Origin of the sequence: Streptomyces tricolor, assembly GCF_002155905.1 — a bacterium.
GTDB classification, from domain to species: domain Bacteria; phylum Actinomycetota; class Actinomycetes; order Streptomycetales; family Streptomycetaceae; genus Streptomyces; species Streptomyces tricolor.
Genome location: NZ_MUMF01000014.1, coordinates 1 through 1113, shown reverse-complemented (window position 1 = coordinate 1113; position 1113 = coordinate 1). Strand labels below are relative to the sequence as shown.

The following is a 1113-nucleotide window of genomic DNA, read 5'->3' as shown; positions in this document are numbered from 1 at the left end:
GCTGATCGCGCCCGCGCGGCGGAGCCGCATGTCAACACAGCCCCGCCCCCCTTCGGAGCGCTCCGCCTCAGCCCCGCAGTTCCCCGAGCACCGCGTCCGTGAACACCGGCCACGCCTCGATCGCCCAGGGCCCGAACGCCCGGTCCGTCAGGGCGACCCCGGCCGCCCCCGCATCGGGGTCGATCCACAGGAAGGTACCGGACTGCCCGAAATGCCCGAATGTGCGGGCCGACGACGAACTCCCCGTCCAGTGCGGCGACTTCCCGTCCCGGATCTCGAAGCCCAGCCCCCAGTCGTTCGGGTTCTGGTGCCCGTACCCCGGCAGCACGCCCTTCGTCCCGGGGTACTGCACGGTCATCGCCGCCGCCACCGTCCGCGGGTCCAGCAGCCTCGGTGCCTGCACCTCCGCCGCGAACCGCAGCAGGTCCTCGACCGTCGACACCCCGTCCTTCGCCGGCGACCCGTCCAGCGACGTCGACGTCATGCCCAGCGGCTCCAGCACCGCCTGCCGCAGATACTCCGCGAACGGGATGTCCGTCGCCTTGGCGATGTGGTCCCCGAGCTGCTCGAACCCGGCGTTCGAGTACAGCCGCCGCTCCCCGGGCGCAGCCGTCACCCGGTGCTCGTCGAAGGCGAGACCGGAGGTGTGCGCGAGCAGGTGCCGGACCGTCGATCCGGGCGGACCGGCCGGCTCGTCCAGCTCGACCGCGCCCTCCTCGTACGCGACGAGCGCCGCGTACGCCGCCAGCGGCTTGGTGACGGAGGCGAGGGGAAAGCGGTGCCCGACGGGACCGTGCGTCCCGAGGACGGTCCCGTCGGCTCGTACGACCCCCGCCGCGGCGGTGGGGACGGGCCAGTTCTCGATCAGCGCCAGGCTCTGCAACGACATGCGTCCGAGCCTATGCGGCTCACAACAGCAGCCGCATCGACGGGTCGGGATCCCGTGTGAAGCCGAGGGCCGCGTACAGCGGCTCGGCCTCCGGCGAGGCGTTGAGCAGCACGTGCCCGGCACCCCGCGCCCGGAACCAGGCCAGCAGCTCCTCCATGCACGCGCGCGCGTACCCCCGCCTGCGGGCGTCCGGGTCGGTCGCCACGCTGAAGACGTGCCCCACC

2 protein-coding genes are annotated in these 1113 nt (G+C 73.3%); both read right to left on the bottom strand.

Annotated elements, in window-relative coordinates; all coding sequences use genetic code 11:
- Positions 1 to 67: 67 nt before the first annotated feature.
- Positions 68 to 889 (bottom strand): serine hydrolase domain-containing protein, encoded by an 822-nt coding sequence (locus CCN44_RS01305; RefSeq protein ID WP_059249218.1) that lies wholly within the window; start codon positions 887 to 889, stop codon positions 68 to 70.
- Positions 890 to 908: 19 nt separating this feature from the next.
- Positions 909 to 1113: GNAT family N-acetyltransferase (locus CCN44_RS01300; protein ID WP_143649568.1), on the bottom strand; the 205-nt coding region annotated here is incomplete at its 5' end.